The organism is Limosilactobacillus vaginalis DSM 5837 = ATCC 49540 (assembly GCF_000159435.1).
GTDB lineage: Bacteria > Bacillota > Bacilli > Lactobacillales > Lactobacillaceae > Limosilactobacillus > Limosilactobacillus vaginalis.
Genome location: NZ_GG693413.1, coordinates 297,032 through 304,497 on the forward strand (window position 1 = coordinate 297,032; position 7,466 = coordinate 304,497).

Sequence of the window (7,466 nt, forward strand, 5' to 3'; positions counted from 1 at the left end):
CACTGATCAACTGAAGCAACGCGATACAGTGATTATTACTTGTGTTATATGGGGCATAATTAATGGCTATACTAGCCAAAGAGCCACGTATAGAGCGGTTTGTTCCGTCTTATTTCCTAATGGTGACTTTCCTAGTAGGAGTCGATTCACTCGCTTAAGTTCAAACTTAGCTTACACTATCAAGATTATTCGATACTTTTTCATCAAGAAGCTCACCAAAGGTGAACTAGTCGGAATTATAGATAGTTTTCCTAGTCCATTATGTAAACCAGTTAGAAATAGACAAGCAAAACTATTGAATCAAATAGCCAAAGTTGGCTATAACTCAACAAAGAAATCTTATTTTTATGGTCTTAAAATTCATATGGTCGTTACTAAGACTGGCTTTCCGATTACTTACTCAATCACGAATCCAGGTGTCCATGACGTGAAAGTGTTAGAGACTTTATCGGAAGAAGCGAATCTTCCCAATATCCTAGGGGACAAAGGATATACTAGCCATAAAATCCATGAAAAGCTTGCCCTTAAGGGCATTACTATATCCGTTCCGCCACGTAAAAAAATGGATAAATCAGAAAAACTAGACCACAGCTTACTTGGAAAAAAAAGAAAAACAGTTGAGCCTGTTTTTTCTTCCTTAGAAAAATTAGGTTGTCAAAATTTCAACTCACGTTCTGATAAAGGGTTAGAGAGTAGATTTGAAGGCATATTACTGGCTTACAGTGTTCTATTAAGTCGAGCACAACGACGTTTTGAAGGAACTTTGAGATATTCTTTAGGATATTAAAATTAACTAGCACCACGGGTGGGTGATTTATAGTATACTATGTCAAAAGGAGGAGTTAGATGAACAATCAAATCACACTAACGTATTTAGATTATGATGATCTAGATGCTTTACAAGTTGTAAGTGTTGTCAGTTTTTATGAATCGTTTATCGATGGCGCAGATCCACTTGATATGCAAGAATATTTACAGACACAATTGACAACTGAAATATTGGCAGTAGAATTGGCACAGTCAACCAGTAAATTTATTGGTATTAAGGATCATCAAATACTCATTGGTTATATGAAAGTCAATGATGAAAAAGATGCTATAGAGATTCAACGGATCTATCTGCTCAAAGATTATCAAAACAAAGGGTTAGGGCAACGGTTACTCGATGAAGCGAATCGTTATGCTAAAACGAAACAAAAACGTTATTTACGTTTGGCTGTTTATGAAAAAAATCATGCAGCTATTCGTTTTTATGAACGTTATGGATTTAAAAAAATCGGGATCAAACATTTTCTTTTAGGAAAACAAGATCGTATTTGTCCGATTTTAGAAAAAGAAATCTAAAAAAACGTCCTCAGCATCAAAAGTGAGGACGTTTTTTTAGGCTGGTAATGGAACCATAATTCGCTTTCCTTTTTGATAAAACGCTAATTCCGTCACACCTTTTACTTTTAACAGAGCAAAAAGATCATCGAAATGGAAATGTCCAAGGTAATGCCCATCTGATCCAACACTAAACAAGGTACCACCACGTGAAAGATATAAATCGATGATATATTCATATAGCGCTAAATTGTCATACAAGTAAGCGCTCTTAGCATTTAATTCGAATGCCAATTTATTTTTGATTACTTGATCTAGAATCGGTAAAAACTGCGCTTCATATTGTTTAAATTCAGCAACGGATAGACCAAATACCCGAAAACTATAGTCAAAATGAGCAAAGACATCTGCTTCTATAACAACTAGTGCTTCTGAAAGTTGTGCAAAATACTGAGGAATCACAATAGCAGGATCCATATCTTTGACTTCGTCATCTAAATAATCAAATTGACCATTATGATGCACACTGAGTAATTTTAAATCGTAATCTTTATCGGCTAAATAGTCGATGATCCGATCCTTTTCAGAAGCGATGTAACCGATTTCGATGCCTTTTAAAACACGATTGCCAAAACGCTTATTTAAGCTATCGATTGTTTGACTGTACATTTCATAATCGGGGATATCATCGACTTTAGTAACAGGATTGGCTAAGTCAAAATGTTCAGTTGTCACGACGTAACCATCGTAGTTTGTTAAATAGTCCTCATTTCTTGGGAGTTTTGAGACTACTATATGCGTTTTTTGTTGATTTACCAACATGTTTAGACATTTTCCTCTAGGAAAAAATTAACTAGCACCACGGGTTAAATATAAGTATTTAACATCGATAACTGATTCATATAAAATAACAAATTTAAGGTAAGGAAAGAAAATGAAAAAAGTAAAGTTGTTTCTAAGTTTAGCTATCAGTTTGCTTACAATTGTCGGTTTAACTTCTAAGGCTCATGCAGTCACTCACTATGTACAGTTCTCAACACCGACAATCTTCGTCCATGGCTGGGGGAATAGTTCACACGCGGAAGAAAAGATGGCTAATGCTGCTCGTGATGCGGGAGTTACCAAAATAATCGTGCGGGCAAATGTTGATAAAAATGGCAAGGTAACTTTTAATCGCCGGATTCTGGCAAATACGGTTAACCCGATTGTTGAAGTAAATTTAGAAGACAATAAGCTAGCTAACTACCAAAATAATTATGCTAAGCGCTATCATCTGCTGGTCATTATAATGGGTTAGTTGGGGAGAGCGATGCTGATGCTAAAGTAGATGCGCAAACCGGTGAACCGGAGCAGAAGGAGTCCGCATACCGTGAATTATTAGGTTTGCGCCAAACTTTTCCTAAGAATACCGCGGTTCTAAATATTTATGGGGATGTCGAAGATGGTAGCCATTCTGACGAAGATGTGCCAGTCAATTCTGCTAAATCATTGAAGTATCTTGTAGCTAGCCGAGCAAAATCCTACTAAGAGATTGAAATTCGTGGTAAGAACGCCCAGCATAGCAAGTTACATAATAACAATCAGGTAAATCACGCTTTAATTAAATTTTTGTGGGAAAAGTAATGCTTTCTATTAGGTATCTATTTATGCGGTTTCGTAATTTAATGCTAACGAGGCCGTTTTAATAAGTATTTAGTTTACATAATTATCATTCAGTGTTAACTGATGCTTTTCTTGTCTCCCTTTACAACTAAGCATATAATTAAAATTATAAATAATTGGGAGGGGATTATCAAATGAATAAAATTTTTATGAGCGGTTATTATCAAGGCGTTGTTGAAGTTGCTCCAGCATCATTATCAGCAGCCAAGGTGGAAGAATTAGCGATTACAATGACTATTCAGCACCTTCGCCATGCCGGAGTTAAGGTAACAACAATCCATGACTTCCTTGTACTTGATATTCATGCTAATGAACGACTCGTTAACAAGTATATAAACAATAACGCAGCTGAACTCGAAGAAGTCCAAGCCAGCCTTTTAAGTTCAGCGTTCACAAAGAAAGGTAGTATTGATTAATGAAGAAAAGTTCAGTTGGAATTTCGATTGCGATTATTGCCGTTTTGGTAGCAATCATTGGTGGTGCGGTTTACCATACGCAGAAGAATAATCGCTTCGTTCATTCAACTACGGCAACTCTCTTCTTCCATGGTGGAGGAAGCAGTTATCACGCAGAGACGGGAATGGTTAACGCCGCAAAGAAAGCTGGCGTTACAAATACCGTCATTAGAGCAGACGTTACAAACAACGGAAAAGTTACTCTTCATGGTAATATGTATCGGGGCGCGGTTAACCCAATCGTAGAAGTTAACTACGAAAATAATCGACAACTAGACTTTAATAAGCATGGCGAGTATGCAACGAATGTTGTTAAAATGCTCAAAAAACGTTACGGAATTAATAAGATCAACATGGTTGGTCACTCATTAGGTAATATTTCGATTATCTACTACATGCTTCGTAATGGTCAAAATAAGAACATGCCTCGATTGGAAAAGCAGGTTGATATTGCTGGTCATTTTGGTGGATTAACGTTTAATGGTATTCCAGATGCACTAAAGTAACCTGCTGGGATGAAATTGGATTCTAATGGAAAGCCTAATTACATGAACACTACCTATAAACAAATGACTGCTGCTCGTAAGGCCTATCCTAAGGGACAAGTAGCCGTCCTGAATATCTATGGCGATATTGGTAACCATACTGATGGCCGGGTTACTAACGCTTCATCACGTTCACTTCAGTACCTAGTTGCGTCTCGAGCAAAGTCATATACCGAATTAAAGGTAACTGGTAAAAATGCCCAGCACTCTAAACTTCATGATAATAAGCAAGTTGATCAAGCGTTAATTAAGTTTCTTTGGCAACGAAGAAACTTAATTAAACACCATAAAACAAATCTCCTTAGCCGGGTCAAAGCCTAGCTAAGGAGATTTTACTATTTTACTTATCTTTTTTCTTTGATTGGGTGTTCTTCTTTGGTTTAATGTAGATTACTTTAAACTTATTTACATAAGCATTTTGTAAGTCTAACGGAATAAAGGAGAAACTGTCAACTCTAATTGGCTGACCAACCTTTAAGTCATATTGCCGTTCAAGGAAGAATCCCGTAAGAGTTGTTACTTCTGAGTTTTCAAATTGATCAATCTTAGTATTGAAGTACCGTTCAAAATCATCAAGCGGCATTTTACCGGAAACTTCATAAGTAGGGTTTCCCTTGCTATCCGGTTCCTTCTTTTCAATCATATCTGATGTGGCGTGGTCAATTTCCTCACCAACGGTCCCAAAGAGTTCTTCATAGATATCCTTATCGGTAATAATCCCTGATGTACCACCATATTCGTCTTGAACAACAACAATTGGAACTTGCTTCTTAATCATTTCTTGGAGAACCTTAGTAATTGGTTCGTTTTCATAAACGATTGGAATCTTTCGCATGATCGTCCGAATTGATTGTTGAGGATTAATTTGGTTTTGCCGCATAATATCATAGGCAAAGATATAACCAAGAATATGATCCTTATCGTTATTAGCGACAACCGGGAATCGGGTAAACTTCTTTTCAAAGTATAACTGGGCTGCATCAGCAATTGAAGCAGTAATGTCAATCACCGCTAATTGGGTCCGGTCAATCATAATATCTTCAGCAACTTTATCGTTCATTTCAAATGCCCGTTGCATAAAGATAACGTCTTCTTTATCCATTTCACCAGCTTTTTCTGACTGCTGTGAAAGGGTCATAATTTCGTTTTGTGAATAGGTATCTTCTTCAGGCTGAACGTTGTAACCGAGAAGCTTGGTAACCCAGGCAGCTACAACAGCAAACAACCAAACGAATGGGTAGAAGATCGTATGGAAGAATTGGATAGGGTGAACAATTGCCATTAAGATTGGTACCGGCTTATCGATCGCCATGTTCTTTGGTACCAAATCAGTAAAGACGGCGTGGAAGAAAGTAAAAATCAGCACACCGCAAATTGGCGAAATAACTTCCCGAATGTTTGCTGGAACTACCGTGATCTTTAGCAATAAATTGGTAATAAATTGATCACCAATCCACCCTAAAATCAGGGAAGTCATGGTAACACCGACCTGAGCAGTAGAGAGATACTCGTTTAGGTTGTTAACCATGTGTTCAGCACGTTTAACCTTTTTAGTCTGCTTTAACTCTTTTAATTCACTAGGACGGACTTTAACAACTGAATACTCCAAAAGAGTAAACAATGCCGCCAGTAAAAGAATTAAGATAATTACAATCAGTTGAAACCAATATGAATTCATTAATCCATTCATTTTATAAATATCACCTATACTTTTATTGATATATAATTCAAATACTATTTTAACAGTCTTTTAACCGAGCGCCAACATTGTTTTAACTTATTTCTCGGGGTGCTCGCTAATTTCATCAAGGGCCTGACGCTGCTTCTTTTGATCAACGTGGGTGTAAAGATCAGTTGCGGAAGTTCCCTTTTGACCAAGCTGTTGAGCAACCAGCACTTGATCCTTAGTAACATTATACATTTCAGAAGCAAGGGTGTGACGAAGCTTATGTGGCGTCAACGGGTGACCAAAGGCAGTTGAATACTTCTTCACCATTTTCTCAATCGCGTTTGCCGTCATTCGCCGTGTTTCCCCATGATAGAGGGTTAGGAAGAGGGCGGTATCCTTTTTTAGAGCATGGTAACGTTTAGCACGAATTTCTAAATATGCTTTGATATATTGCACTGCCCAGGGTGCAATTGGCACGGAATCCTTTTGCCCACCTTTACGAACAACGTCAAGCAAGCTTTGTTTCAAGTTTAAATCAGCCAGATTAACATTAGCCGCTTCTGAAACACGAACCCCAGTGCCAAGAATTAGCGTAATAATTGCAATATCCCGTTCTTTATTAACTTTATATGCTGGCAAGGCACGCTTATCACACATTTGAGGATATTGATTACTGATAAAATCAATAAAATCGAATTTCATTTCTCCACGATACATATGAGACGCTAGAGTATGCGCACGATAGTTTAATGTCTTGGTATCGTTTAATGAATCGATCTTGAGCATCACATTTCGATAAAAATATGGTTCGCCATCATTAACATCAGCTGTCACTGTTAAATACTTAAATAATGAGCGTAAGGCATTAATTGAGCGATTAATAGAAGTGGGGGAGTTTAAATGCCCCTGTGCATTAGTGGTATGGCTAAGATGATCGATATACAGCATAATGTCATTTCGCCGCAGTTTAGCAAGCTCATCAGTTTGAATCTCGGTATTGTTATTTGCCTCAGAAAGGCCACTGGCTCGAAGCCAGTTAAAGAAGCGCCGAATCTCCGTTAAATACTGGTAAGTAGTGGTAACTGCATGGTTAGTTCCTAAATAGTAATCATTTACATAATCAGGAAGCTGTGCGAGCTCCTGTTGAATTAAACTTAGGTATTTATCTGATTCCATTATTTTACATTCCACCTGATATATACTTTATCTACTATTATATATAAAAAGAGCCATCCCCGGGAGGAATGACTCTTAGATTAATCGGGAAAACAGGATTCGAACCTGCGACCCCCTGGTCCCAAACCAGGTGCTCTACCAAGCTGAGCTATTTCCCGTTGACAGGTTGTATCGCACAACATGAATTATATTACCAGAAGCATAACTATTTGGCAAGAAAATTAAGAAAGAAAATCAAGAATAAAGATGATAACCTATACTTAAAGACTAGTAGGGAGGGACCAAACTATGCTAACGGTATATGATCTTAAAAATCAACGAATGCTAACTCAGCCTAATTTTTGGAAATTAGTATCAGGATATGAACAATTTTCTGGAGTTACGTTTGTCGGGAGTTTTCAGATCATTGAAAAGCATCTTCTTCCACAATTTAAGCAGGTTAATTTAATTTTGGGGATGGAAGATCAGCGAACAGGGCAAAATTTGAATCAATTTTTTGATCTTACGCGTCGGGTAAAAGAAATTACATCGGCTAATGAACAATTCATTTCCCGAGTTGCTGACGAAAGCTTAAAATTACGGTTCACTAAGGAGCATCTTTTTCATAGCAAATATTATATTGTTGAAAATGATAAT

At 37.3% G+C, this 7,466-nt stretch carries 6 protein-coding genes, 1 tRNA gene and 3 pseudogenes; 6 read left to right on the plus strand and 4 right to left on the minus strand.

From position 1 onward, the window contains the following. Positions 1-787 (plus strand): IS982 family transposase (locus tag HMPREF0549_RS04600; RefSeq protein WP_003717097.1); only part of this gene is annotated, 787 nt, incomplete at its 5' end. A gap of 59 nt (positions 788-846) precedes the next feature. Further along, positions 847-1,344, plus strand: a complete 498-nt coding sequence (locus HMPREF0549_RS04605; RefSeq protein WP_003717098.1) for a GNAT family N-acetyltransferase — start codon at positions 847-849, stop codon at positions 1,342-1,344. A gap of 36 nt (positions 1,345-1,380) precedes the next feature. Here the strand turns inward: HMPREF0549_RS04605 and HMPREF0549_RS04610 are convergent, their stop codons facing one another. Next, on the minus strand, positions 1,381-2,058 hold the full coding sequence (locus tag HMPREF0549_RS04610; RefSeq protein ID WP_040531287.1) for a PHP domain-containing protein: 678 nt from the start codon (positions 2,056-2,058) through the stop codon (positions 1,381-1,383). A 199-nt stretch (positions 2,059-2,257) separates the two neighbouring features. Between HMPREF0549_RS04610 and HMPREF0549_RS04615 the strand changes: the two are divergent. From HMPREF0549_RS04615 to HMPREF0549_RS04625, 3 genes and pseudogenes are all read left to right on the plus strand, one after another. Then, a pseudogene (locus HMPREF0549_RS04615) lies at positions 2,258-2,946 on the plus strand (alpha/beta hydrolase). Between the two features lie 173 nt (positions 2,947-3,119). Next, positions 3,120-3,401 carry a hypothetical protein gene (locus HMPREF0549_RS04620; protein ID WP_003717102.1) on the plus strand — a complete coding sequence of 94 codons (282 nt, stop codon included), beginning with the start codon at positions 3,120-3,122 and terminating at the stop codon, positions 3,399-3,401. Next, positions 3,401-4,306 (plus strand): annotated as a pseudogene (locus tag HMPREF0549_RS04625) (alpha/beta hydrolase). Before HMPREF0549_RS04620 ends, HMPREF0549_RS04625 begins: the two are co-directional and overlap by 1 nt. A 19-nt stretch (positions 4,307-4,325) precedes the next feature. On the opposite strand, the gene HMPREF0549_RS04630 reads toward HMPREF0549_RS04625, so the two are convergent. The 3 genes from HMPREF0549_RS04630 to HMPREF0549_RS04640 form a co-directional block, all read right to left on the minus strand. Then, complete coding sequence (locus tag HMPREF0549_RS04630) at positions 4,326-5,675, minus strand: hemolysin family protein (protein ID WP_003717105.1); 1,350 nt, start codon at positions 5,673-5,675, stop codon at positions 4,326-4,328. Between the two features lie 87 nt (positions 5,676-5,762). Next, a complete protein-coding gene (gene xerS, locus HMPREF0549_RS04635; protein ID WP_003717106.1) occupies positions 5,763-6,830 on the minus strand; it encodes a tyrosine recombinase XerS in 1,068 nt (355 codons plus the stop codon). Positions 6,831-6,914: 84 nt separating this feature from the next. Further along, positions 6,915-6,988: transfer RNA gene (locus HMPREF0549_RS04640), tRNA-Pro, on the minus strand. 130 nt (positions 6,989-7,118) lie between these two features. On the opposite strand from HMPREF0549_RS04640, the pseudogene HMPREF0549_RS09870 reads away from it, so the two are divergent. Continuing rightward, positions 7,119-7,466: pseudogene (locus tag HMPREF0549_RS09870) on the plus strand (phospholipase D family protein); the annotation flags it as partial.